The 23,986-nt window shown below is 67.9% G+C and carries 24 protein-coding genes and 1 pseudogene; 14 read left to right on the top strand and 11 right to left on the bottom strand.

All coding sequences use genetic code 11. The annotated features are described in order from the left end of the window. The first annotated feature begins 28 nt into the window (after positions 1–28). The 8 genes from AB0E63_RS23620 to AB0E63_RS23655 are packed head-to-tail and all read left to right on the top strand — an operon-like array spanning position 29 to position 9,499. Positions 29–1,327, top strand: coding sequence for an ADP-ribosylglycohydrolase family protein (locus AB0E63_RS23620; protein WP_360369979.1), 1,299 nt, complete (start codon positions 29–31; stop codon positions 1,325–1,327). Continuing rightward, a complete protein-coding gene (locus tag AB0E63_RS23625) occupies positions 1,317–2,207 on the top strand; it encodes a ribokinase (protein WP_360369981.1) in 891 nt (296 codons plus the stop codon). Before AB0E63_RS23620 ends, AB0E63_RS23625 begins: the two co-directional genes overlap by 11 nt. After that, complete coding sequence (locus tag AB0E63_RS23630; protein WP_360369984.1) at positions 2,204–4,192, top strand: SUMF1/EgtB/PvdO family nonheme iron enzyme; 1,989 nt, start codon at positions 2,204–2,206, stop codon at positions 4,190–4,192. The genes AB0E63_RS23625 and AB0E63_RS23630 overlap by 4 nt, the downstream gene beginning before the upstream one ends. Next, entirely contained in the window at positions 4,189–5,376 is a 1,188-nt protein-coding gene (locus AB0E63_RS23635; RefSeq protein ID WP_360369987.1) for a CoA transferase, read from the top strand. Before AB0E63_RS23630 ends, AB0E63_RS23635 begins: the two co-directional genes overlap by 4 nt. 24 nt (positions 5,377–5,400) lie before the next feature. Next, on the top strand, positions 5,401–6,225 hold the full coding sequence (locus tag AB0E63_RS23640) for a CoA ester lyase (RefSeq protein WP_360369990.1): 825 nt from the start codon (positions 5,401–5,403) through the stop codon (positions 6,223–6,225). Positions 6,226–6,227: 2 nt separating this feature from the next. Further along, positions 6,228–7,823, top strand: coding sequence for an NAD(P)/FAD-dependent oxidoreductase (locus tag AB0E63_RS23645; RefSeq protein WP_360369993.1), 1,596 nt, complete (start codon positions 6,228–6,230; stop codon positions 7,821–7,823). After that, positions 7,820–8,227 (top strand): TIGR03668 family PPOX class F420-dependent oxidoreductase, encoded by a 408-nt coding sequence (locus tag AB0E63_RS23650; protein WP_360369996.1) that lies wholly within the window; start codon positions 7,820–7,822, stop codon positions 8,225–8,227. The genes AB0E63_RS23645 and AB0E63_RS23650 overlap by 4 nt, the downstream gene beginning before the upstream one ends. A gap of 12 nt (positions 8,228–8,239) precedes the next feature. Beyond that, the gene (locus AB0E63_RS23655) at positions 8,240–9,499 is read left to right on the top strand and encodes a DUF6596 domain-containing protein (protein ID WP_360369999.1); all 1,260 of its coding nucleotides are present in this window, start codon (positions 8,240–8,242) and stop codon (positions 9,497–9,499) included. Here AB0E63_RS23655 and AB0E63_RS23660 read toward each other — a convergent pair. The 4 genes from AB0E63_RS23660 to AB0E63_RS23675 all read right to left on the bottom strand — a co-directional run bounded on the left by AB0E63_RS23660 (position 9,481) and on the right by AB0E63_RS23675 (position 13,666). Further along, the gene (locus AB0E63_RS23660; RefSeq protein WP_360370002.1) at positions 9,481–10,557 is read right to left on the bottom strand and encodes a methyltransferase domain-containing protein; all 1,077 of its coding nucleotides are present in this window, start codon (positions 10,555–10,557) and stop codon (positions 9,481–9,483) included. The genes AB0E63_RS23655 and AB0E63_RS23660 overlap by 19 nt on opposite strands. 49 nt (positions 10,558–10,606) lie before the next feature. Further along, a complete protein-coding gene (locus AB0E63_RS23665; RefSeq protein ID WP_360370005.1) occupies positions 10,607–11,605 on the bottom strand; it encodes a Gfo/Idh/MocA family oxidoreductase in 999 nt (332 codons plus the stop codon). Then, positions 11,602–12,609 (bottom strand): alcohol dehydrogenase catalytic domain-containing protein, encoded by a 1,008-nt coding sequence (locus AB0E63_RS23670; RefSeq protein ID WP_360370008.1) that lies wholly within the window; start codon positions 12,607–12,609, stop codon positions 11,602–11,604. Before AB0E63_RS23670 ends, AB0E63_RS23665 begins: the two co-directional genes overlap by 4 nt. Before the next feature lie 64 nt (positions 12,610–12,673). Beyond that, entirely contained in the window at positions 12,674–13,666 is a 993-nt protein-coding gene (locus tag AB0E63_RS23675; RefSeq protein WP_360370051.1) for a LacI family DNA-binding transcriptional regulator, read from the bottom strand. Positions 13,667–13,774: 108 nt separating this feature from the next. Between AB0E63_RS23675 and AB0E63_RS23680 the strand changes: the two genes are divergently transcribed. Together AB0E63_RS23680 and AB0E63_RS23685 are read left to right on the top strand one after the other, a co-directional pair. After that, entirely contained in the window at positions 13,775–15,094 is a 1,320-nt protein-coding gene (locus AB0E63_RS23680) for an acyl-CoA dehydrogenase family protein (RefSeq protein ID WP_360370010.1), read from the top strand. Then, positions 15,094–16,302, top strand: coding sequence for an acyl-CoA dehydrogenase family protein (locus AB0E63_RS23685; protein WP_360370013.1), 1,209 nt, complete (start codon positions 15,094–15,096; stop codon positions 16,300–16,302). Before AB0E63_RS23680 ends, AB0E63_RS23685 begins: the two co-directional genes overlap by 1 nt. Before the next feature lie 109 nt (positions 16,303–16,411). On the opposite strand, the pseudogene AB0E63_RS23690 reads toward AB0E63_RS23685, so the two are convergent. The 3 genes and pseudogenes from AB0E63_RS23690 to AB0E63_RS23700 form a co-directional block, all read right to left on the bottom strand. Then, positions 16,412–16,597, bottom strand: a pseudogene (locus tag AB0E63_RS23690) (hypothetical protein); the annotation flags it as partial. A gap of 74 nt (positions 16,598–16,671) precedes the next feature. Continuing rightward, positions 16,672–17,238: a tyrosine-type recombinase/integrase gene (locus tag AB0E63_RS23695; protein ID WP_360370016.1), complete on the bottom strand. Its 567-nt coding sequence runs from the start codon at positions 17,236–17,238 to the stop codon at positions 16,672–16,674. Positions 17,239–17,276: 38 nt separating this feature from the next. Beyond that, positions 17,277–17,651, bottom strand: coding sequence for a VOC family protein (locus AB0E63_RS23700; protein WP_360370019.1), 375 nt, complete (start codon positions 17,649–17,651; stop codon positions 17,277–17,279). Positions 17,652–17,790: 139 nt separating this feature from the next. On the opposite strand from AB0E63_RS23700, the gene AB0E63_RS23705 reads away from it, so the two are divergent. Then, positions 17,791–18,078 (top strand): hypothetical protein, encoded by a 288-nt coding sequence (locus AB0E63_RS23705; protein ID WP_360370022.1) that lies wholly within the window; start codon positions 17,791–17,793, stop codon positions 18,076–18,078. Between the two features lie 267 nt (positions 18,079–18,345). On the opposite strand, the gene AB0E63_RS23710 is transcribed toward AB0E63_RS23705, so the two are convergent. Together AB0E63_RS23710 and AB0E63_RS23715 are read right to left on the bottom strand one after the other, a co-directional pair. Further along, positions 18,346–18,870: a GAF and ANTAR domain-containing protein gene (locus tag AB0E63_RS23710; protein WP_360370025.1), complete on the bottom strand. Its 525-nt coding sequence runs from the start codon at positions 18,868–18,870 to the stop codon at positions 18,346–18,348. Positions 18,871–19,024: 154 nt separating this feature from the next. Next, positions 19,025–19,669, bottom strand: coding sequence for a hypothetical protein (locus tag AB0E63_RS23715; protein ID WP_360370028.1), 645 nt, complete (start codon positions 19,667–19,669; stop codon positions 19,025–19,027). Between the two features lie 193 nt (positions 19,670–19,862). On the opposite strand from AB0E63_RS23715, the gene AB0E63_RS23720 reads away from it, so the two are divergent. Continuing rightward, positions 19,863–20,108 (top strand): hypothetical protein, encoded by a 246-nt coding sequence (locus AB0E63_RS23720; RefSeq protein ID WP_360370031.1) that lies wholly within the window; start codon positions 19,863–19,865, stop codon positions 20,106–20,108. Positions 20,109–20,272: 164 nt separating this feature from the next. Here the strand turns inward: AB0E63_RS23720 and AB0E63_RS23725 are convergent, their stop codons facing one another. After that, entirely contained in the window at positions 20,273–20,632 is a 360-nt protein-coding gene (locus tag AB0E63_RS23725; protein ID WP_360370033.1) for a PRC-barrel domain-containing protein, read from the bottom strand. 374 nt (positions 20,633–21,006) lie between these two features. Further along, positions 21,007–21,564 carry a hemerythrin domain-containing protein gene (locus AB0E63_RS23730; protein WP_360370036.1) on the bottom strand — a complete coding sequence of 186 codons (558 nt, stop codon included), beginning with the start codon at positions 21,562–21,564 and terminating at the stop codon, positions 21,007–21,009. A gap of 156 nt (positions 21,565–21,720) precedes the next feature. Here AB0E63_RS23730 and AB0E63_RS23735 point away from each other — a divergent pair, with 156 nt between their 5' ends. Together AB0E63_RS23735 and AB0E63_RS23740 are read left to right on the top strand one after the other, a co-directional pair. Next, positions 21,721–22,383 (top strand): DUF6766 family protein, encoded by a 663-nt coding sequence (locus tag AB0E63_RS23735; protein ID WP_360370039.1) that lies wholly within the window; start codon positions 21,721–21,723, stop codon positions 22,381–22,383. Positions 22,384–23,167: 784 nt separating this feature from the next. Then, positions 23,168–23,833, top strand: coding sequence for a hypothetical protein (locus AB0E63_RS23740; RefSeq protein WP_360370042.1), 666 nt, complete (start codon positions 23,168–23,170; stop codon positions 23,831–23,833). The last annotated feature ends 153 nt before the right edge of the window (positions 23,834–23,986 follow it).

Below are 23,986 nucleotides of genomic sequence, written 5' to 3' on the forward strand. Positions count from 1 at the left end.
TGGCGCAACAAGGGAAGGAACAAGCCCGATGAGAATGACCTGGGTGCAGCCGGAGGACCTGCTGCCGCACCAACTGGTCCAATCACGGTCCGAAGGAGTCGACGTCACCGACGTCCAGGCGCGCTGGCTCACGGCCGGCGGTACGACGGACGCCCCGGCGTCGGGCGCCTCCGACCAGCCGGCGTCACCCAAGCTGCGAGCGCTGGCCCGCGAGTTGCTCGACGTACTGGATGCGCGGACGACGCCCTGGCAGGAGCCGGAGATCCCCGATCTGCCGCTGCTGGGTCAGCCGGCGGATCTCGAGCGGCGGACGCTGAACGCCTGGCTCGGGCGGGCGGCCGGGAATCTGCTCGGCAAGCCGGTGGAGAAGATCCCGCGCGAGGGCATCCGGGAGATCCTGGACACGTCCGGACAGTGGCCGCTGCGGCAGTACGTCACCGCGATCGGCGTACCGGACGAGGTGCAGCAGCGGTGGCCGTGGAACAAGCGGTCGAAGCCGACCAGCCTGCGCGAGGTCATCGACGGGATGCCCGAGGACGACGACCTGAACTTCGCCATCCTCGCCCTGCAACTGCTGGAACGGCACGGGTCGGAGCTGACCACCGACGACGTCGCGCAGGCCTGGCTCAACGACCTGCCGGTCGGCCGCGTGTTCACCGCCGAACGCGTTGCCTACCGCAATCTTCTGAACGGCGTCGAGCCCGCCCGGGCCGCCGTGGTCGGCAACCCGTTCCGGGAGTGGATCGGCGCGCAGATCCGCACCGACGCGTACGGCTGGGCGCATCCGGGTGACCGCACCGCGGCCGCACAACTCGCCCTGGTCGACGCCCGGCTGAGCCACACCGGCGCCGGCGTCGACGGCGCACTCTGGGTTGCCGCGATGTCGGCCGCTGCGATGGTGCTGGACTCGCCGACCGAGGTCGCCCTCGCCGGACTTGACGTGATCGCGGCCGACGGTGCGATCGGGCGCGCGGTCAGATTCGGGCTGGCGCTGTCAGACCTCGACCTGGACGACGCGCTCGACGCTCTGCACGGGGAGTACGGCGACCTGCACTGGGTGCACGCGGTGAACAACACCGCGCTCACGGCGTACGCGCTGACCGCTCCGGATTTCGGCACCGCGGTCGGCCGTGCGGTGATGGGAGGGTGGGACACGGACTCCGTCGGCGCCACCGTCGGTGCGGTGTTTGGCGCAGTGCGCGGAGTTCCGGCAGAGTGGTCTACACCACTAGACAACCGGATGGCCACGAGCCTCCCGGGGATGGACCAGATCGCGATCACCGAGCTGGCGCGGAGGACTGTGGAGGTGGCCCGGCGTGAAGCCTGAAGTAGTCGTCGTGGGTAGCGCGAACGTGGACCTGGTCCTCCCGGTCCAGCGGATCCCGCGCCCCGGCGAAACCGTGCTCGCGGGAGTCATGACGCGCGGACCGGGCGGCAAGGGCGCCAACCAGGCGGTCGCCTCCGCGCGGGCCGGTGCACGCACCGCGATGGTTGCCGCACTCGGTGCCGACGACGGTGGTGCCCTGCTCCGTGACGCCCTCGGCAGCTCCGGTGTCGACCTCGCGCTGGTGTCATCGAGCGACGCCCCGACCGGTACGGCGATCATCACGGTCGAGGAGAGTGGCGAGAACTCGATCGTCGTCGCTCCCGGTGCGAACGGTGAGCTCTCCCTGTCCGACGCGGCGGCCGCGGTCGTCGGGGCAGCGAAAATCGTTCTTTCCCAATTGGAGATCCCGTTCGCGACCGTCCGGCGGGCGGCCGCGGCGAGCTCGTACTTCATCCTCAACGCGGCCCCGGCCGCCGAGTTGCCGGACGACCTGCTGGCCGAGGTCGACCTGCTCGTGGTGAACGAGTCCGAGGCCGAGACGATCGCGGGCGCGGACCGGTCGGCGCTGCTGAAGAAGGTGCCGGCCGCGGTCGTCACCCTGGGTGCAGCCGGCGCCGTGATCCTGACCCGCGGTGACGACGAGATCGCGGTGCCCGGCGTACCGGTCGAGGTGGTCGACACAACCGCCGCCGGGGACACGTTCTGCGGCGTTCTCGCGGCGACACTGGCTGCCGCGTCAGCGATTACGGTAAGCGACCTGACGAATGCGGTCCGACGCGCTAACGTTGCTGCTTCATTGAGTGTTCAGGCCGCGGGAGCCATTTCCTCCGTGCCTCACGGGGATGCGATCGACGCGCGTTACGCGGAGGTGTACCTGTGAATCCGCTCGAACCGCGGCCCATCGACCTACCCGCCCGGGTGGATCTGGGGCTCCGGGCCGACCTCTCCTTTCTCGACGACGCCAAGATCCTCGGCGCCCCGGAGGATCCGGCCGACCTGCCGCGCTGGCGCGCCAAGGTCGCCGAGTGGCGGTTCGGAGCCTTCGAGCGGACGCCGTACGACGGGTCCCACTACGAGGTCCCCGGTCGGGAGTGGACCCAGACGGCGTACTCGGTGGCGCTCGTCTGGCTCTGGGACGACCAGCTGTACGACGTGGAGACCGGGAAGTTCACGCCGGAGAAGTTCGTCGAGCACGGGGTCGACGACTTCGGCGGGTACGACGCGATCGTGCTCTGGCACGCCTACCCGGTGATCGGGATCGACTCGCGGAACCAGTTCGACTTCTACCGCGACGTCCCGGGCCTGCGTCCGTTGATCGACGATCTGCACCGGCTCGGCCTGAAGGTCTTCTTCGACTACAACCCGTGGGACGTCGGCACCCGCCGGTCCGCGCGTTCCGACGCCCATGAGTTCTCCGACCTGGTGACGGAGTACGACGTGGACGGCGTCTTCCTGGACACGTTGAAGGAAGGCGACCCGGCGTTCACCCGCGCGCTGCGCACGGCGAATCCGGCGATCGCCTTCGAGGGTGAGTCACGGTTGCCGATGGCAAGGATCGGCGACCACGCGCTGTCCTGGGCGCAGTGGTTCGCCGACACCCACGCGCCGGGTGTGCTGCGCGCGCACCTGTTCGAGCGCCGGCACATGATGCACCACACCCGCCGGTGGAACCGTGACCACAGCGACGAGTTGCAGTCGGCCTGGGTGAACGGCGTCGGCATGCTGGTCTGGGAGTCGGTGTTCTCAGCCTGGGTCGGCTGGAACGCGCGTGACCGCGCCACGTTGCGGCGGATGGTCGCCGCGCAGCGCGCGTTCGCGCCGGTGCTGATCAACGGCGACTGGATCCAGCTCACCCCGGAGATTCCCGACAAGGCGCGCGACCATGGCGTCTACGCTTCGCGGTTCGACCTGGCCGACATCACCTTCTGGACGCTGATCAACCGCGGCGAGGAGGACTTCGACGGCATCGTGCTGCGCTCGGAGGATCAGGTCGGCGACTGGTACGACGTGACGTCCGGGGTGCCGATCACCGCCGACGACGACGGCGTTCACCTGGTCGTGCCGGGACGTGGTGTCGCCGGCATCATCCGGGTCGGCGCGACCGCCGGCTCGTCCTGCCGGGCGACCGCGCGCCGGCTCGGCACGATGCCACGACCGCACGTCAAGGACTCCGCGTTCCCGATGGCACCGGCCGAGCTGGTCCCGGTCCCCGCCGTCTCGGGTGATGCGTCGATCGGCCCGGTGGTCGCCGTACCGGCGGGGGAGCGGACGCTGACCGTTCGGCACCGGCGGCGCGAGACGGGGTTGTACGACCAGGCGCCGTACGTGGAGGAGTGGAAGCCGCTGCCGCCACGCCTGCACGACATCCAGACGGTCAAGCGTGAGGTGTCGCTGCCGGGGATCTCGGTCGCGATCACCGAGGTGACCAACGCGCAGTACGCCGAGTTCCTGGCCGCGACCGGGTATCGACCTGTGGTGGCCAACCGGTTCCTCGCGCACTGGGTCGAGGGCGCACCGGTCGCCGGGGCCGAGGACCACCCGGTGACGTACGTCGACCTCCCGGACGCGCGCGCGTACGCGGCCTGGCGGGGTGGGCGGTTGCCGACCGAGGACGAATGGCAGGTGGCCGCCGGGCTGGATGAGTTCGCCCGCTCGGAACCGCTGGTGTGGAACCTGACCGAGAGCGAGCATCGGGACGGACGCAGCCGGTTCTGCATTCTCAAGGGCGGTTCGCACTATGTTGCCGAGGGCTCCGACTGGTACGCCGACGGCGGACCGCAGGAGCCGGACGTGAGCTTCAAACTGGTGCTGACCGGCGGTGGTCTCGATCGCTCCGAGACCATCGGCTTCAGGTGCGCGGGATGAGATCCGCTCCGCTTGAGGGCGTGAAGGTGCTCGAGGCAGCGACGCTGTTCGCGGGGCCGCTGGCGGCGACGTTCCTGGGTGACTTCGGGGCCGATGTCACGAAGATCGAGCATCCTGCCCGGCCGGATGCCGCGCGGACGCATGGTGCTTCCAAGGACGGCGTCGGGCTGTGGTTCAAGACGCTCGGTCGGAACAAGCGGCTGGCGACGCTCGACCTGTCCCGCGGGCGTGAGGTGTTCCTCGAGTTGGTTCGCTCTCATGATGTGCTCGTCGAGAACTTCAGGCCAGGGACGTTGGAGCGCTGGGGTCTCGGGCCTGACGTGTTGCTGGAGGCGAACCCGCGCTTGGTGATCGCCCGGGTGACCGCGTTCGGTCAGGTCGGGCCGTGGTCCGGCCGGCCCGGGTTCGGGTCACTGGCGGAGGCGATGAGCGGGTTCGCGGCGGTGACCGGCGAGCCGGACGGGCCGCCGACGCTGCCGCCGTTCGGGCTCGCGGACGGGATCACCGCGCTCGCGACGGCGTACGCGGTGCTGGTCGCGCTGCGCGAACGCGATCGGTCCGGGGCCGGTCAGGTGATCGACCTGGCGATCATCGAGCCGATCCTGATGATGCTCGGCGGCGGGATCACGGCGTACCAGCAGACCGGGTACGTCCAGCCGCGACTGGGGAACCGCTCGTCGAACAACGCTCCGCGCAACGTGTACAAGACCGCCGACGGCCGGTGGGTCGCGGTGTCGACCAGCTCGCAGAGCATCGCCGAGCGAGTGGTGACGCTGGTCGGCCGGGCGGATCTGGTCGCGCAGCCGTGGTTCGCGACCGGGCGGGAGCGTGCCCAGCACGCCGACGAGCTGGACGAGGCGGTCGGGTCCTGGATCGCGGAGCGCTCCCTGGACGAGGTGATGGCCGAGTTCGAGAAGGCCGAGGCCGCGGTCGGCCCGGTCCACGACATCCGGGGCATCATGACCGATCCGCAGTACGCCGCCCTCGGCACGATCGTGGCCGTGGACGACGAGGAGCTGGGTGGACCGGTGCAGATGCAGAATGTGCTGTTCCGGCTGTCCGAGTCGCCTGGGTCGATTCGGTGGGCCGGCCGGCCGCACGGTGCGAACACCGACGAGGTGCTCGCGGAGATCGGTGTCACGCCGGAGCAGCTCGCAGCGTTGCGGGCCGCCGGAGTGGTCTGACACTTTCGTTCGAGGGGGCGTTGGTTGCTGACGGCACTGTATGTTCCGGCCAACCGGCCGGATCGGTTCGCGAAGGCGGTTGCCGCGGGCCCCGATGTGGTCGTGTTCGACCTGGAGGACGCGGTCGGCGTCGACGACAAGGCGGACGCGCGGGGCTGGGCGGTCGCGTGGATCGCGGCGAACGCGCACGGGCCGGTGGAGGTCCGGGTGAACGGGCTCGGAACGCCGTGGATCGAGGACGATCTGGCCGCGGTGTCCGTCGTGCCGTCGGTGCGGATCTGGATGCCGAAGGTGGAGAGCGCGGCCGATGTGCACACCGTTCTCGAACAGGTGCCGTCGGCAAGGATCACAGCGCTGATCGAGTCGCCGCTCGGGCTGGAGCGAGCGTTCGAGATCGCCACGGCGGATCCGCGCGTGGTCGCGATCGGGCTGGGTGAGGCGGATCTGTCCAGTGCCTTGGGCGTGGACGGGTCCGTGGGGTTGGCCTGGGCTCGCGGACGGTTGGTGTCGGCGTCGCGGGCTGCCGGCCTGGGTGCTCCGATGATGTCGGTGTTCCCGCACGTGAACGATGTCGAAGGGTTGCGACGGACGTCGCTGGAAGGACGCGAGCTCGGGTTCGTCGGCCGTACGGCGATCCATCCGCGACAGCTGGCCACGATCGTCGAGTGCTTCACGCCGAGCGCCGTACAGGTGGCCGAAGCCGAAGCGCTACTCGCCGCGGTCGAGCAGACCGGAGTCTCGACCGGCGGTGTGATCGTCCTCCCGGACGGCCGGATGGTCGACCCCGCGATGGTAGGGCGCGCCCGCGAGGTCACAGACCTGATGCGGGAGATCGAGTTAAGGTCGTAGGCATGCTGCCGCGCAGTGTTGATGCCGTGGTGATCGGTTCGGGGCCGAACGGGCTCGTGAGCGCGATCGCCCTCGCCGACGCGGGCTGGGACGTCCTGGTGCTGGAGGCCGCGGAGACCTTCGGAGGGGCAGTCAGGTCGGTCGAGAGCGACGGATGGGTCAGCGATCGTTTCAGTTCGAACTACCCACTCGGCGTGGCGTCCCCGGTACTGCGTGCGCTCGAGCTGGAGAAGTTCGGGCTGAAATGGTCGAACGCGCCGCTGTCGCTCGTGCACCTCCTCGACGCGGAGGACGGTGCGTCGGTCGCCGTCCACCCGGATCCCGAGGACACCGCGAAGTCGATCGGCGTGGACCACCCCGGTGACGGTGAGGCGTGGCTGCGGCTCTACCAGCAGTACGTCGCGATCCGTGAGCCACTGCTGAAGTCGCTGCTCACCGCGTGGCCGCCGGTCGTGCCGGGGATCAAGCTCGCGCGGAAGCTGGGGTCGGCGGGGGAGTTGCTGCGGTTCGCGCGGTTCATGGCGATGCCGATGCACCGGATGGGCCAGGAGTTGTTCACTGGTCCGCGAGGTGCGGCTCTGCTGGCGGGCAACGCGATGCACGCCGACTCGCCGATGTCGGGCAGCGTCAGCGGCACGATGGGCTGGCTGCTCGCGATGCTGGCGCAGGACGTCGGCTTCCCGGTCGCGGCCGGCGGGTCGTCGTCGCTGTCCGGTGCCTTGGTCGGCCGGGCCGAACGCGCCGGCGCCCTGCTCGTCTCCGGTACTCCGGTCGCCGGGATCGACGTGTCATCCGGCCGGGTGACCGGCGTACGCACGGCGTCCGGAGAGACGGTCGCGGTCAGCCGGGCCGTCATCGCGGACACGTCCGCGCCGGCGCTCTACCGTTCGTTGTTGCCAGAAGCAACGATCCCGGCCGGTTTGCGGCGGGATCTGGACGAGCGGTTCGAGTGGGACTACCCGACGGTCAAGCTGAACTTCCGGCTGAGTGGCCCGGTCCCGTGGAGATCGCCCGAGGCACGTTCCGCCGGGGTGGTCCACCTGGGCGGAACGGCCGACGACCTCGTCCACCTGTCCGCCGACCTCGACACCGGCCGGTTGCCGTCCCAGCCGTTCCTGCTCATCGGCCAGACCACCAAGTCGGACCCGACCCGCTCGCCGGCAGGAACCGAGGCGGTCTGGGCTTACTCGCACCTCCCGCGCGGGATCTCCGACGACGAGTCCGCGGAGAAGCTGGCCGGGCGGATGGAACGTGCGATCGAACGCTTCGCGCCCGGCTTCTCGGAGCTCATCCTGGCCCGCGACCTGCAGCGTCCGTCCGCGCTGGAGTCGGGGAACGCCGCGCTCGGTTTCGGTGCGCTCGGCGGCGGCACCATGCAACTTCACCAGCAACTCGTCTTCCGCCCGACGATCGGCCTGGGCAGCCCCCGGACCTTCGTAACCGGCCTCTACCTCGGCAGCTCCGCGATTCATCCCGGCGGTGGAGTCCACGGCGCCTGCGGTCATCTCGCCGCCCGCACTGCCCTGCGCGACGCGTCCGTCATCGGTCCGCTCACTCGCACTCTCCCGGCCGCGGCCCTCCGGCATCTGCAGCGTTGAAACTGGATGAAGCCACCTGCCGAGCCCGAGTCGCGGCGGCGCGAGTCGGACGATTGGCGACGGTGGGTGCTGACCTGCGGCCTCATGTCGTACCGGTGACGTATGCGGTGCACGGGGACGAGTTGTTCATCGGAGTCGATCAGAAGCCGAAGACGACAATGGACTTGAAGCGGTTGCGGAACATCGCGGCGAACCCACGGGTGGCGGTGCTCGTCGACGAGTACGACGAGGACTGGACGCATCTGTGGTGGGTACGAGTCGACGGGGTCGCGCGGGTGCTGACCGAGGCACCGGCGGCCGTGGAGTTGCTGGCGGCGAAGTATCCGCAGTACGAGGCTGATCCGCCGCGGGGGCCGGTGATCGCCATCCGCGTGGACGGTTGGTCAGGCTGGTCCTATGCGTGAGGGGGTTCGCAGATGAGTGACGGAGCCGGTGTGGAGGGTCTGCTGCGGGAGCTCGCGCCGCAGGTGCTGGGCTTCCTGGCTCGGCGGCACGGGCAGTTCGATCTGTGTGAGGACGCCGTACAGGAGGCGTTGCTGGCGGCGGCGACGCAGTGGCCGGCCGACGGCGTACCCGCGAACCCGCGGGGTTGGCTGATCACGGTCGCGACCCGGCGGCTGACCGATCAGTTCCGCAGCGAGAGCGCGCGGCGGCGGCGCGAGGACTCGGTCGCCGCGATGGCCGGACCGGAGGAGTTGGTTGCCCCAGGCGCCGATGTCGACGGTCCGCCGGAGGCCGACGACACGTTGACCCTGCTCTTCCTGTGCTGTCATCCGGCCGTCACGCCGGCGTCGCAGGTCGCGCTCACGTTGCGCGCGGTCGGCGGTCTGACCACGGCCGAGATCGCCCGCGCGTTCATGGTGCCGGAGGCAACGATGGCGCCGCGGATCAGCCGGGCGAAGAAGAGCATCAAGGCGGCCGGCAGCCGGTTCGTGATGCCGCCCGAGGACGAGCGGGCCGACCGGCTGCGCGTCGTACTCCAGGTGCTGTATCTGATCTTCAACGAGGGTTACACCGCGAGTTCGGGCGAGGAACTGCAGCGGGTCGAGCTGACCGCCGAGGCGATCCGGCTGACCCGGATGCTGCGATCGGCCCTGCCCGACGACGGTGAGGTGGCGGGTCTGCTGGCGTTGATGCTGCTGACGGACTCCCGGCGTACGGCGCGCAGCACCGCGGACGGCGGCCTGGTCCCGATCGACGAGCAGGACCGCACGCTGTGGGACCGCGCGCAGATCTCCGAGGGCGCCGAGCTGATCCTGAGCACGCTCGCCCGGGGAGCCGTCGGGCCGTATCAGATCCAGGCGGCGATCGCGGCGATCCATGCCGAGGCGCTGAGTGCCGAGGCGACCGACTGGCCGCAGATCCTGTCGTTGTACCTGCTGCTGGAGAAGCTCGCCCCGAACCCGATGGTGACGCTCAACCGCGCGATCGCGCTCGCCCAGGTGGAGGGTCCGGCCGCGGGACTCGAGCTGCTCGCCACGCTGGACGACGACAAGAACATCACCGAGACACACCGGCTGGACGCCGTACGGGCGCATTTGTACGAGCGTTCCGGAGACTTGTCTCGAGCGCACGAGCTCTACCTCGCGGCGGCTCGCCGTACGACGAGCTTGCCCGAGCAGCGCTACCTGACCGCCAAGGCCGATGCGATCTCCGGTCAGGGGACCAGTCGGTAGAAACGCCAGAACTCGGTGTGGAACGGGAGAACCTGTAGTTCCTGGAAGCCCGCGGCGGTGGCGTAGCCGCGCAGCGTTGACGGACGCATCAGCGCCCCGGTCGCCGCTGATTCCGGATCGCCCATCGCGTCCGACAGGCAGGACATCAGGCTCCAGCCGTAGTGGTACCGCTCCAGGTCCGACGCGGGTGCCGTGAACTCGTCCTCGACCAGCTCGTCGGCGACCAGGACCATCCCGCCGGGCGCGAGCATGTCCCGCGCGCTGCGCAGCGCCTCGACCGGCCGCGGCAGGTCGTGCAGGGCCTCGAGAATCGTGACCAGGTCGAACCGGCCGGCCTGGGCGGGGTCGGCCGCGTCCGCGACCGAGAAGCTGACGCGATCGGCCAGGCCGGCCTCGTCGGCGTGCTGGCTGGCCGCAATGATCGCGTCCTCGTCGAGGTCGAACCCGTGCACGGTGATCCGCGGGTAGGCCTGGGCCATCGCGATCGACGACCAGCCGGTGCCGCACGCGAAGTCGGCCACGCGGGCCGGTGGATCGTCCCGGAGCCTGCGATCGATCTCCGGGATGGCAGGCAGCCACTCCTTGCCCAAGCGGTTCAGGTAGATCGGCCGGTTGAACTCCGCGCGGCCTTCCGGCTCCCAGGGCTGGTGCGGTGGTGCGCCACCGGTCCGGAAGGCCTCGACGAGGTGCGGAAGTTGCCGGGCCGCGCGGGCGAGCTCCACCCCCTTGGCCGCCTGATAGTCGACGTGGTCCGGATCGGCCAGGACCGGGATGTGCTCGGGCGGAAGGTGGTACCGCCGCTCGGTCGGTGCCGCCTGGACGTCATCGACGTCGATCAGCCCGCTGGCGGCGTGATGCTCGAGCCACTCGCGGATGTAGCGCTCGGCGGTCCCGGTCCGGTCGGCCAGCTCGGCCGACGTGGACGGGCCGTGGTCGGCGAGCGACCGGTACAAGCCCAGGCGTTCGCCGAGGTAGATCGTGTACAGCTCGAGCGCGCCGCCCGCGTCGCGGAAGAGCCGATCGGCCAGTGCGGTGGTCCGGTCGTCCGTCGTACCCATGGAGGGATCGTACGGCGCTCGGCGGTCGCCGACGCGGGTCGTACGGCGCTCACGCGGGTGTTGAGGCGGCGCTCACGACGGCGATCCGGCGGCCCGTCTCGTGGGATTGGATGGCGGCGTGGGCCAGTTGCAGGGCTCGGCGGCCGGCTTCGGCGTGTACGGGTGCCTTGGTTCCGGCGCGGAGGGCGTCGAGGATCGCGTCGACGTGCCGGTCGAAGGTGCCGGAGAAGTAGCGGGCCTCGTCGTCGAAGTAGCCGGAGTGCCAGCGGCGTTCGACATCGTCGCCGACGCGGGAGAAGGTCAGCGCGCGAACGGTGTCGTGGATGACCAGGCGGCCCTCGGTCCCGTTGATCTCCACGCGTTGTGAGTCGGGGTACGCGTACGACGAGTCGTAGCTGCCGAGCATCGTGCCGACCGCCCGGTTCTCGAAGTCGAGTGCCAGCGCGAGGGTGCTGAAGTCGCCGTACGTCTTGTCGGTCATGTGTGCGGAGACGTTGGCGATCCGGCCGACGAGGTGCTCGAGCATGTCGAAGCCGTGGCACTGGGTTTCGATCAGATTCGCGTGCGGCGAGTTGCCGTGGTTGGCTTCGCCGCCGAAGCGCCAGGTGGCGAACACCGGCTCACCGATCTCGCCGGCATCGATCAGGGCTTTGGCGCGCTGGACGGGTTCGGCGTACCGGTGGTTGAAGTTGATCGCGAAGAACTGGTCGCCGGCTTCGGCGAGGAGGGTGTCGGCCTCGGTGAGGTCGAAGACGAGTGGCTTCTCGACCAGCAGCGGTACGCCGGTCCGCACCAGTTGCAGGGTGACGTCGAAGTGGTCTTCGTTCGGGAGACAGACGGTGATCAGGTCGGGGTGCTCGCGCTGCAGCATGAGGGCGAGGTCTGTGTACGGGGTGGCGCCGTACCGCTCGGCTCTCTTCTGCGTCCTGTCCGGTGTGCGGCCGACGACTGCGCAGAGTTCGGTGTCTTCGCGGCGGGAGAAGATGCGGGCGTGCTGTTCGCCCCAGCCGCCGGCGCCGACCACAGCAACGCGAAGGCGTTCGCTCACGAGGCGATCTCCTGGGTGACGACGACCTTGCCGGTCTCGCCGGCCAGGAACAGCGCGAACGCCTCGCGGATGTCGGCGACCGGGCGGCGGTGGCTGATCACGCGGCCGATCAGCTCCTGGTTGGCCTGGAGGAGTTCGAGGTTGGCGGTCATTTCGTCGTACCGGAAGTACTCGCTGCCGAGGATCGCGTGCTCGGGCGCGATCAGGTCACTCGAGACGTCGATCGTGACGGTCTCCCCGTGGCCGACACAGATCAGCGCACCGCGCTTGCCGAGGATGTCCAGTGCCGCGCGCCGGGCGACCTCCTTGCCGGACGAATCGAACGCGATGTCCGGGTCCCCGACGGCTTTCAGATCGTCTGCGAGCACCGGGATCGCACCGAAGCTCTCGGCGAAGTCGAGGCGCCACTGAGAGATGTCGGAGATGTAGACCGGTACGTCGGCGCCGTGCAGGAACTTGCTCATCACCGCCAAGCCGAGGCCGATCGGCCCGGCGCCGGCGATGTAGACACTCTCGACGTCCTGCCGAACCAGCGCGGCCCGGCCGAGTGCGTGGCGGCTGGTACCCATCACGTCGAGCAACATGGTCGCGTTGCCGATCTCGATGTCATCGGTGACCGGGAAGAAGTTCGTCTCGTGGACCAACTCGTAAGGTCCGTACCCGCCGTCGTGGGTGAACCCCATGTCCGCCCGCTTGGCCAGACACTGATTGGTCGCCCCGAGCCGACAGCTCCTGCACTCGCCGCAGAAGTCCATCAGGAACACGGCCCCGCGACTCCCCACCGGAACGCCGGTGCCTTCTCCCGCGGCGATCACGGTGCCGGCGGCCTCATGACCGGGCACAACGCTGGACCCGCCGAAGTACTGGTCGCGGTCCGTGCCGCAGAGAGCGTTCGCTTGGACCCCGAGCAGAAGCTGCCCGGGACCGGGATCGGCGTAGGAGCGGTCCGCAAACTCGATCCGGCCATCTCCACTGAACACGGGGGCGAGAGCTGTGCGCGTCATGGTCGCGAAATTTACTACGTAGCAAACTCGGAAAACAAGAGGTTGTGGCGCGTCGTCCGGCTTGTCAGAGGGTGGTGCTCTCGCGGAGGCGGAGCTCGTAGCCGGCCATCCGGTGCTGGGGGACGCGGGGCTCCTCCGCGCCGAACTGCTCCTCGAGCAGGTCGAGCGCCATGCTCGCGATGTCGTCGAGCAGCGGGGCCACCGTGCTGAGCGTCGGCGTCGACAGGCTCGACTCGACGATGTCGTCGAATCCGATCACCGAGACCTGCCCCGGCACGTCGATCCCGGCGCGAACCAGCGCCCGGATCGCCCCGAGCGCGGCCGAGTCATTCATCGCGAAGATCCCATCAGGCAGATCCCTCTGACTGATGATTCGGGCGATCGCATCGGCGGCTTCGGCGGTCGTCCAGCCGCAGTCGATCAGGAGGTTCGGGTCGACCTCGAACCCGTGCTTGTTCAGCGCGGCCTGGTAGCCCTGCCGGCGGAGTTGGTAGGAGCGCTTGGGTCCGTTGTTCGCTCCGAGCAGCAGGATGCGGCGCCGTCCGGTGTCGAGTAGGTGAGTGACCGCCGCCTGCGCCGCTTCCCGGTTCTTGATGCCGACGTGGTCGATCTCGCTGCCGGGCTCACGGTCGCCGACGAGCACCACCGGATGCTTCCGGTCCTCCGCCTGCCCCTCGTCCACGCGACTCAGCGCGACCGCACTCATGATGAGCCCGTCGGTGAGGATCTCGCCGCCGCCGTGCAGGAGTTCCAGTTCGGCCTCGTGGCGTCCGCCGGTCGTCTCGACCAGGACCGTCGTACCGCGCCGCTGGGCTGCCGCGATGACGGCCTCGGCGAGATCGGCGAAATAGCGCTCTCTGAAGGTCGGGACAGCCAGCGTCACCGTGCCGGTGCGGCCCGTCCGGAGCCGCCGCGCGGCCGTGTTCGGCCGGTATCCGAGCGCGTCGAGGCTTGCCTGCACCCGCGCGCGAGTTGCGGGGGAGACGTGGACGTAGTTGTTGACCACGTTGGAGACCGTCCGCTGCGAGACCCCGGCGTGGCGGGCCACATCCGACATGCTCACGGCCACTACGTGTCCACCCTTCGAACGGGTCGTCAGGCTATCACCGCCGCCCTGCAGCGCCGGGACGTGACCTGGGTTGTAACTTCGGTTTACAGTAGCGCCATGAGCCTTCAGGAGCGAACGCGAGGCAGGCGGGACGCGATCGGAGTCGGCGTCGCACTGCTGAACCGGCTGGCCAAGTCGCGCGCGATCGACCGGTTCGGGCTGCGGAAGCAGACCGAGCGGGTGGTGTTCGAGGCGACGAAGACCGGTTTCCGCACGGCGGGAGCGCTCTCTCGGAGTTTCTCGGCGGCGTCGAAGCGCAGCAAGCCGTCGCGGTTGCCGGCGGCCCGGGGGACCGGCCGCTTCGACCTGACCCCGACCGAGGATCAGCAGCTGGTCGTCGAGGTCGTGCGCGAGTTCGCCGCCGAGGTGCTCCGCCCAGCTGCCGCCACTTCGGACACCGCGTGCGCGACCGAAGAGAAGGTTCTCTCATCGTCCGCCGACCTCGGGCTGAGTCTGATCGAGGTTCCCGAGGAACTCGGCGGCATCGTGACCGAACGATCCGCGATGACCGGCGTCCTGGTGGCCGAGGCGATGGCGCACGGCGACATGGGACAGGCGGTCGCGTGCCTGGCGCCGGCAGCCGTGAGTACGGCGATCTCGCTGTGGGGCGATGAGACCCAGCAGGCGACGTACCTGCCGGCTTTCACGGGGTCGTCCGTACCCCCGGCAGCGCTGGCGATCCTCGAACCGCGACCGCTGTTCGATCCGTTCACGCTGAAAACCAGGGCGACGCGGCAACGAACCGGTCACCTCCTGAACGGCGTGAAGTCGTTGGTGCCGCGCGGGGCCGAGGCCGAACTGTTTGTGATCGCCGCAGACGTGGAGTCCTCCGGGCCCGCGTTGTTCCTGATCGAGTCCAACCATCCCGGCGTGACGATCGAGGCCGAGCCGTCGATGGGCTTACGGGCGGCCTCCCTCAGCCGGGTGATTCTCACGGAGGTGCCGGCCGTACAACTCGGAACCCCTGAGGACTATGCCGAATGTGTGCGGTTGTCGAGGCTCGGGTGGTGCGCGTTGTCCCTCGGTACGGCACGGGCGGTGCTCGACTACGTCACGCCGTACGTGAACGAGCGGACTGCCTTCGGCGAGCCGATCAGTCACCGGCAGTCGGTGGCGTTCATGGTGGCGAACATCGGGATCGAGCTGGAGGGCATGCGGCTGGTGACGTACCGGGCCGGATCGCGTGCTGAGCAAGGGCTCTCGTTCGCTCGCGAGGTCGCGCTGGCGCGGCGGCTGTGTACCGACAAGGGCATGCAGATCGGGACGGACGGCGTCCAACTGCTCGGCGGGCACGGCTTCGTCAAGGAGCATCCGGTGGAACGGTGGTACCGCGATCTGCGGGCGATCGGCGTGATGGAAGGTGCGGTGCTCGTCTGATGATCAACCTCGAGACGCCTCGGAAGTTCCGTGCCTTCGTCAATCAGGCACACCAGGTCGCCGCGGAGATGCTGCGGCCGAACTCGCGCCGCTACGACCTGGCCGAGCACGAGTACCCGGTCGAGCTCGACATGCTCGCGGCGATGGTCGACGGATTAGGTGCCTCGGGCACCGGTTCGGGTGCGGGTGCCTCCGGCGTACGACGTACTGCCGACGCCGTCGACGGGGTCGTGAACGGGTCGAACCTGTCGTCGGTGCTGTCGATCATGGAGATGTGCTGGGGCGACGTCGGACTCCTGCTGTCGATGCCGCGGCAGGGGCTCGGCAACTCGGCGATCGCGTCCGTCGCCTCCGAGGAGCAGTTGCGTCGCTTCGACGGCGTGTGGGCGGCGATGGCGATCACCGAGCCCGATTGTGGCTCGGACTCGGCGAACATCCAGACGACAGCTCGGCTGGACGACGACGTGTATGTGCTGAACGGTGAGAAGATCTTCGTCACGGCCGGTGGGCGCTGCGACGCCGTCGTGGTGTGGGCGACGCTGGACAAGTCGCTCGGGCGGGCTGCGATCAAGTCGTTCGTCGTACCGAAGGACACGCCTGGCATGAGCGTGGAACGCCTCGAGCACAAGCTCGGGATCCGCGCATCGGACACCGCGACGATCCGCTTCGAGAACTGCCGCGTACCGCGGGAGAACCTGCTCGGCTCACCCGACATCGACGCCGACAAAGGCTTCGCCGGCGTCATGCAGACCTTCGACAACACTCGCCCCTTGGTCGCCGCCATGGCCGTCGGCGTGGCCCGAGCATCCCTTGAACTCACCCGCGACCTGCTGCGCGACGCCGGCGTCGAGGTCGACTACGACCGCCCCGTCCACCTCCAACCGGCCGCGGCAGCGTCGTACCTCACCATGGAAGCCGACTGGGAAGCCGCCTACCTCCTGACCCTCCAGGCAGCCTGGATGGCCGACAACCGCCGGCCGAACTCCCTCCAAGCCTCCATAGCCAAAGCCAAAGCCGGCCGCTCCGCCAACGACATCACCCTCCGCTGCATAGAACTAACCAGCACCCTCGGCTACTCAGAACACCACCTCCTAGAAAAATGGTCCCGAGACTCCAAAATCCTCGACATCTTCGAAGGAACCCAGCAGATCCAGCAGTTGATCGTCGCCCGCCGGCTCCTCGGCAAGACCTCCGCCGAGCTGAAATAGGCCTGCCCATAAGAGAATCCCGCCACTTCCGCTGCTCCTCAAGCCGCTCAAGCCGGCGATCCACTGCCTGCCGGGCGCGGTCGTAGGACGACGGGAGCATGTGGGTGTACATCTGTAGCGTGAATCCCGGATCGTAGTGACCGAGGTACTCGGAGAGCTCCTTGATGTTGACACCGTCCGCCAGGGTGATGCTGGCAAAGTAGTGGCGCAACGCGTGCAGACCCGTCGTGCGGTCTGATTTGTAGCGGCGACGACCTCGCTTGTCCTTGACGGGTGGCGGGATGACACCAGCCATTACGAGTGCGTGTTTCCAGACCGTCAGGTCGTACAACCGTGCGCGGAGCTGCTTGCCGTCCGACCAGGTGAAAATCAGGGCGTGGTCCTGGATCTCGCCGTCGAGGCGCTCCAGGGCAGTGAGATTGTCGTCGTTCCGAAACGTTCAATGTGTTCCTTGGCCATCTTCGCCAGGAACGCCGACATCGGAACGAAGCGTTCTGTGTCGTTCTTCGGCAACGCGAAGACGTACTCCTTGCCGAGCCGCTTCACCTGACGCCGAACTCTGATGACCTGTTCTTCGAAGTCGAAGTCGTCGACCGAGAGTCCGAACATCTCGCCCTGACGCAGACCTGCTGCCGATCCGATGATGGGAATGAGTCTGAACCGCTCGGGGGTGTGCCTCGACGATGCTGTCGACCGTCTCGTCCGCCCAGGCCACGACTTTGGATAACCGCCTGGCCGGCTTCTTGACGATCCTCGACTGGCGCTGCCGGTATTGGCGGGACGAGGGGAGATGGCCTTGATCCGTGGAGACCCTGTCCGTTGCCAGCGGCGCTGGCTTCCGCTGGTGAGGATGCTGTCCCAGTGACATGTGTCGACCAGCAAATTCGCGCCAACCAGCCCGTTCGGCCCGGCACCAACAACAACGACACCACTCACGAGCTGCAGCTTTCATGTTCATGTTTGAGGTACCCCACTCAGTGGCCTGGAAGGAAGAGGCACAAGAGGTGTCCGTGGGGGTCGCGCATGACCCGTACGCCGTCGGGTTGTGGCTGGTGTTGCTCCATGGTCGCGCCGAGGCTCACGGCACGCTCCACGCGGTCGAGATCGTGGACCTCGATGTCGAGATGGGCCTGCATCTGCTGCGCATCGGGGCGTTGCGGCCGGACTGGCGGGATGTGGTCGGATTCCAGTTGGAAGTTCAGTCCGGGGCGTTCGTGGTCAGGGTGGCGCAACCGAACCCACGCCGGCACCCGGCTGGTTTCGATCCAGCCCAGGAGCTCGCGGTAGAAGTCGGCCAGCGCAGGCGGATCGGGTGTTCCAAGAACGGTCGCGGCAAGACTCGCGGTCATCAAGATTTCCTTTACTGGCTTCCGGCTTCGCTGTAGCTGCGCGTCCACTGCCGGTACCCCGCGTCACGTGACCTGACTCGGGCGAGGTGTTGATGGGTACCTGGGGCGTGTAAGTGACTGATCGGGAGGGGAGCAGGCGATGGCGGAGGCGATGTCCACCGGGGGTGACGAGCGTCCGGACTGGCCGTACCCGAGTGGCGACATGAGCTTCCAGCGCGGTGACGAGGTAGCCGCGGTGACGGACCTCGGCGGTTTCTGGCAGGGCAAGATCCCAGCTGGCACACCGGGTGTGGTCGACGAGATCGACGAAACGGATCCCTCGACGCCGGTCTTGACCGTCACCTTCACCATCGACCAGGACGACCTGCTCACCCCTCACCGAACGACTGTGACAGGCCTGACCATCACCGAACTCAGCAAGCAGTGAGCTGACCAGCACGCAGTAGCCGAGAAGGACGGCAGTTGCATCGGCTGGACTCGGTCCAAGGTGGTTCGAATCGAACTGGGGCGAAAGCTGCCTCATGCAGGCGCAGGCCGGCAAAGGTGCAGGATCCGTTCAAGGATTTGACGCCTTCGGAATTTGCGCGGTCCCTGGTGCTGTCGGCTCAACACCCGGAACCTGGGACGGCTCTGACCTCGAGATCGCGCCGTCCTTGGAGGCCATGTGCCCGCAGCGCAGGCAGAATACTCAGTTCTAGCGGGGTAGTTTTCGAGTGTCGATCAGCTCTAGGGCGACGTCGCGGAGCTTGCGGTTGTTGTCTTGGGAGTAGCGCTTGAGGACTTCGAAGGCGCGGTCGCTGTCCAGGTCGTAGCGCTCCATCAGGATGCCCATCGCCTGGCCGACGAGTCTTCTGGCGTCGACAGCCTGTGCCATGGACGCGCCGCTCCTGGCTGCTGCGATCGCGACTGTGGAGTGCCTGGCAAGGATGAGCGCGATGGCGATGTCGTCGGTATCGAATCCATCGGCGTGCTCGCTGTACAGGCTCAGCACTGCCTCGGCGCGTCCGGCCACGATCAAGGGCAGGTGCATCGCGGATCGGGCGCCCGCCGCCCTGACCCGCTCGCTCGACTGCGGTGACCACCTGCCTTCGGTAGCCACGTCTTGGATCAGCAGTGTTTCGCCGGCTTCGATGACGGTCAGCACAGGCCCGAAGCCGGCAGCGATCTCCTGATGGTAGAGCTCGGCAAATTCGGGTCGGTGAGCGCATGGGGTCGCCAATTACCGAGGCGCCCGCCTTCTGGAGCGAACCTGCGGACATCATGCACCCCGCGGACCGGAATCGCGCAAGTTGAAGCGAAAAGTCACGCGATGTGCCAGCTGCGCCTGCCGACCGGAGTCCCAAAAGGGCCACGCGGCGATCCGGAATTGAGGTCTAGCCCTTGATCAGTTGCTTGAAGGCGGGCTCGCTGCGGATCGGGTCCAGGTCGGAGTCGGTCGCTGCGGATGCGCGGAACTCCGCTGACATATCGATGGCGTGCAGGAGGTGATTGAGCGCGTCAGTGGTCCGGCCGGCGCGGCTCTCGCAGCCGGCGAGGTTGAAGAACAACATGGGGTACTGCGGACTGGCTGCGACAAGATCGCCGAGACGGTCGGCGACCTCGGCGTACCTGCCGGCTTGATAGAGCGGGGCAAGCGGAGCCCACAGTTCCCATCCTCGTGCGTCGTACGCTCGTCCTGGCGTGCCTTCCAGTGCGATGACAGTCGTCCCTGCCTGCTTGGCGGAGGCGGTTCGCCTGGTTCGGGGAGGGGCGGAGACAAGAGTTCCGGCCGGGGCGTCGACCTGGTCACCGTCAATCTCGAACACGGCGTGGCCGCGCAGGACGAGAAAGAGTTCCTGGTCGGCGGTGGGGTCGTCCTCGTCGTGCTCGTTGATGACGAGGTCGCCCGCGGCATGCGCCGTCCAAGCAGTCACGCCGAATGCCGTGATGCCCAGGTGGTGCCGGATCGGCCGATAGTGACAGCCCGCGTCGTCGAGTTCCTCGATAGCGTCCAGATGCGCAACCATGTAACCGGCCACGATTCCCTCCATCCTTCTCGTCGGCACCGGAAGTTCGCCTTCATCCTAGGAGCGGTTCCGGACGTTCTACGTCCGGTTGATCACCGAAGCTCGCCACGATCTGTGTCGGCCCGGTCTCGCGGAATCTCCCGCTGCGGTTGCGGCCGCGGGCACACGGTTTGACTGAGCGCGAGCCCGGCGATGTCGAATGCCGGTGGCTGACGACATGGCCCGTAGCGGGGTGGTGTTCGTGACCGGCGTACCGCTCACGCCCGGGCAGCGGGACGTGCCGGCGACCCCGGGGGCGGAGGTGCACGAGGTGAAACCCGACTCTGCCCTGTATCAGTGGCTCGCAGACGGCAAGGCTGGAGCCGCGCTGGTACGACCGGACTTCCTACTGCTGGCCGGCCGCGGCATCGCAACGGTGTGCGAAGCAGCACCGAGGTTCCCGGTTGCCTGAGAGCATGCCCGCCGCGAAACGAACGCTCGCTGTCCACGACCGTTGCTCCGGGCAACTGCTGTTGGGTGATCGTGGGCGGTCCGTGCGTTCGGCGGCCGCGGGCCGGTGGTGGTGCGGACCGTATCTGTGGCGAGCCGGCCGCCGAACGCTCGGGTCAGGTGTGGCTACATGCCGGAGCGGTAGGTGTCGTCGTAGTAGCCGCCGAGCCGGGTCCGGTAGTCGTCGTTGACCCCGGCGTCGGGGTCGTACTCGGGGGCGTCCTTGATTTGGTCCTTGGTCCGGTCGACGTAGACCTTCTCGTCGTCGTGGTCGACCCTCTCGACCACACCGACAGGCAGTAGCACCTTGCGCCCGAAGATCCACGGTCCGGTGTCGACCACGAGACCGGGAGTACCGGTCTGATCAGTGGCTTCGTCGACCTTGCCGATATCGCCGTCAACGGCGGCGATCTTGTACCCGGTCAGGTCGCTGCCCTCGGTGTAGCCGGCTGTCTTTCGGTAGGTCCAGGGGTCGAATGCATTCATCGACATGGCGGTGTGCCTTTCGTACAGGTGGGCAGTTGGCCCAACAGGGAACCCGTGACACACGCGCGCCAGCCCGAGACCGGCACCCGGTGTCTCGAGCATGGTGCAAGCTCGGTACCCACCATCCGGCGGATCAAGCAAGACACCGCAAGTTCGAGTCCAGGTCGGGGTACGGCGTGCATGGGGTGGTGTGGCGCGGGGCGCCCTGGGGTCCTGGGGTCCTGTCCATCGGAACCAGAAGAGGAGAGACCAATTCAAGGATTGACGCGTTGAGTAGTGGTCGGTCCCTGGTGCTGTCGTCTCAACACCGGGGACCTGGGATCATGCGGCGGAACTAGACCGCCTCCGGTCGCTTCCGCCTCGTGCAACATCCATCAGCTGTCGGCCTCGCTCTGCAGCTTCTTCTGCAGTTTGTCCTTGGTCAAGCCGGACGTCCCTGAGATGTCGGCGTTGCTCGCTTGCTGCGCGAGCTGGTCGCGGGTGATGTCGCCAGGTTGTTCACCGAGGTGTTGTTTGCGACTGGCAACGAAGGCCTCGCCCAGCTCGGTACGGCGCTCGTCCGACAGATTCGAGCGCATCCCGGGCAGAACCTTGGTCTCCTCCTCCTCGACATGGTGGGACACCGCGTCGACGAGGTTTTGCAGGGCCTTGTCGAACTCGGCCGACGTCGGATCGGTGGTGGCGAGCTTCGCGAGCAGTTGGTCGGCCTCGATGTGCTCCTGCTGGCTGTGCGACACCTCTTCTTTCTCGCCGGCCTCTGCCGCGGCTACCGGGTAGACCTCTGCCTCTTCGGCTCTGCTGTGAGCGGTCAGCAAGGTGGTGAGCACCGGAATCAGGTTCGGGCGCTTCTCCGGGTTCTCCTTGAGCTCCTCGAACAACCGTTCGACCTCGCGGTGGTCCTGCATGATCAGATCGACAACATCAGCGGGCATTTCAAGTTCCTCTCGCCTGGTCTGGTGCCGGGCCCGGTACCCCGGCGCAATCCCGCCTGCCACTCGCATCAGGCGTAGTGCGTGAGGTCGTTCGGGCGAGTGAGCGGAGGACTGGTGGGTACCTGGCGGCCATAGGCGTGGATCGGGATGGTGTTGATGCGTTGGCTTCGGCTGCGAGCGTTGTTGCTGGTGAATCTGGGGCTGTTCGCGTTGTTCCTGGTGGGCGTGTTGCTGACCGGGCACGCGCACGAGAACGAGGACTTGTCCGATCACGGTCAGCCGGCTGAGTCGCTGGCCGCGTATGCCGGGTCGTCGTCGTTCGGTGAGACGGTCTTCGAGAACTGGGAGTCGGAGTTCTTGCAGATGGGGATGTATGTGCTGCTCACGACGTTCCTGGTGCAGAAGGGGTCGGCGGAGTCCCGGCCGATCGACGAGCCGGCCGAGCAGGACGAGGATCCGCGGGACCATCGCAACGATGCAAGGGCTCCGTGGCCGGTGCGGCATGGGTCGGAGCTGGTGCTGCGGTTGTACGAGAACTCGCTGGCGATCGCCTTCGGGATCGTCTTCTTCTTGTCCTTCTGGCTCCATGCCGTGACCGGCGCGGGGGCGTACAGCCAGGATCAGCAGTTGCACGGCGGCCAGGCCGTCACGGCCTGGCAGTACGTGCGTACGTCGCAGTTCTGGTTCGAGTCGTTCCAGAACTGGCAGAGCGAGTTCCTCGCGGTCGCGGCGATCATCGGCGGGTCGGTCTACCTGCGCCAGCGTTCCTCATCGCAGTCGAAGCCTGTGCATGCCCCGAACGATCAGACCGGCGATTGATCGACGGCTCAGACACCGGCACCACTCGGCTTCATCAAGGTGCGCCTACGGCGGAGGCGATGTTGCGTTGCATGCCGCCGAAGACGACGCCGTGGAACGGCTTGATCGCCACCAGTACAGGTGGCCGGGCAGGCCGTGCGGATGGAACAGCGCACGTTGGCGGACGACGATGTGTCCCGCCTCGTAGCCAGCAGGATCTCGCCGACCTCGCGCACGGATGTCAGATGCGGCGAGAGTTCCTCGCCTTCGGGATAGAGGCCGCCCAGGTAGATGAGGCGGGGTACACCAGCCTCCCTGGCAGCCGTCCCGAACGTCGAGGCATTGTGCCGGTCGCGCGCCGCGAACCGCCGGCCGGTACCGAGGGAGTGGATCAGGTAATAGGCGATGGCAACGCCGTGAATCGCCGTCCGCAGTTGCCGTGGGTCCCCGGCATCCGCTTCGACGACGTCGATCTCGTCGTACAGGCCCGATCTCGGAGCTGGTCCGGGTTCCGTGCCACTGCGCGGACCCGGAAGCCGGCCTCGAGCAGTTCCGGCACGAGGCGGTCGCCGAGGTAGCCGGTCGAGTTGCTTGGTTGGGTGTTTGGCGGCGGGTACCGGGCGGCTAGTTTCGGTGGTGGTACGGAAGAGTGCCATTTCGGTAAGTCCTTGTTGCGAGGCAGAGATGCTGCGCCTTTCGGCCCTGAGCAGGCCGCGCCTCTCCAGATCCTCTTGCCGTCCTCTCGTACGGCGGATCAGACGCGGGCCTCGCGACGTCAAGCAATGCTCCTGGAAGGAGCCGTCATATGACGCACACCACGAATCATCGGATGGACGCCACAGAAGGTGTGGCCGGGACAGCCCGGGACGAGGCTGGGCAGCTGAAGGAGACGTCGGCCGAAGCCGCGCGTCAGGTTGCGGGGACCGTCAAGGACAAGGCATCGGACGTGACGTCGGATGTCCGGGAGCAGACCCGGCGACTGGCCGGTCAGACGCGGGACGAGCTGGTCGGGCAGGCGAGCCAGCAGAAGGACCGGGCCGCCGACGGACTTCGTTCGGTGGGCGATGAGCTGCGTGGGATGGCCGAGCATGGTCAGTCCGGGCTGGTTGCTCAGCTGGCACGGCACGGTGCGGGTTTCGCGGATCAGGCGGCGGACTTCCTGCAGCAGCACGAGCCTGGCGAGCTGCTGGACGAGGTCCGCGGGTTCGCGCGGCGCAAGCCCGGCACATTCCTGCTGGTGGCCGCGGCCGCCGGTGTGGTGGCCGGCCGCCTCACGCGTGCCTTGGCCGCAGGTGGCACGAGTACGTCGACCAGCACCAGGATGCGGAGTAGCAACGGATCGCCGACTTGCAGTAACGGTCTGTCCGAGGCACCGGCCGATGACGATGATCTGGTCCTGCCGCCAGTGGCGCCAGATCTGGATCCCGGTTCGCGGGTGACGCCCAGGTTCACGCCCGGATCGGGGCTGTGAGATGACCGTCAGCGGATCACCACCCGGCAGCGGTTCGCATCGGTTGTCGATGGACGACTCGGTCGGCGAGCTGGTCTCCCAGCTGACCACCGACCTGGGACAACTGACGCGCCAGGAGCTCGCGCTGGCCAAGGCCGAGTTCCAGGCGGAGGC

The organism is Kribbella sp. NPDC026596 (assembly GCF_040638415.1).
In the GTDB taxonomy this organism is placed as follows: Bacteria; Actinomycetota; Actinomycetes; order Propionibacteriales; family Kribbellaceae; genus Kribbella.